The organism is Oleiphilus sp. HI0061, from assembly GCF_001635675.1.
This window is the reverse complement of sequence record NZ_LWFE01000629.1, coordinates 1-682: the sequence shown is the minus strand read 5'-3', so window position 1 is coordinate 682 and position 682 is coordinate 1. Positions and strand designations below refer to the sequence as shown.

Annotated in this window: 2 pseudogenes; both read right to left on the bottom strand. The window is 40.8% G+C overall.

Annotated features, from left to right (window positions below):
- Positions 1-246 (bottom strand): annotated as a pseudogene (locus A3735_RS08045) (hypothetical protein); the annotation flags it as partial.
- Positions 247-500: 254 nt separating this feature from the next.
- Positions 501-682, bottom strand: a pseudogene (locus A3735_RS30545) (hypothetical protein); the annotation flags it as partial.

Below are 682 nucleotides of genomic sequence, written 5' to 3'. Positions count from 1 at the left end.
CACGTCAGAGTGCTCGGCTTTATTTCTTGGAAAAGCTTGTCGAAATGCGGCAAGGCAATCGTCAAATGAGTGACTCAAGACAGCCCCGGTAAACGTTCCCAAAACCACAAGCAACAAACCTGGAAGGTTCAAAAACTTTAAAGGTTCAAGGCTTGATAAGGCCAGCACCAGAACAAAGGCAGCCAACAGTAATAAAACAAGAGTGCGGCCCGTTAGCTTCTGCCGGGAAAGAGCTTTAAAAGACATGAGATTATTCCATCAATAAATATTTCTAATGGAATATGCATAAACTGCGCCTAATGGTGATTTTGGAAAAAACAAAACCTGAAGCGATAAGCAAAGCCTAGAAAACTAAACTTAAGCTATTGTTAAATAACAAATTAACTTGAAATACTTTATATAAAGCTAATATTAAAAACTAGCCTTTCAATCTAAGGTATGAAGAAAGGAGCCAAAAGTTCGTCAACACAAACAAATAAAACCGTCATATTTTTGCCTGTTTATGCTGACACTCTATCCCTGAGTGTTTGTAAGCGCTCCGGCGTTCCAACATCGAGCCAATAGCTCTGGATACGCTCACCACCAACTCGCTGTGCTTCAATCGCAGTTCGTAGCTGAGGGCCCAATTGCGAAGGGCCAGGTTTTATATCCTTAAAGAAATCTCGGTGAAACAAAGCAATTC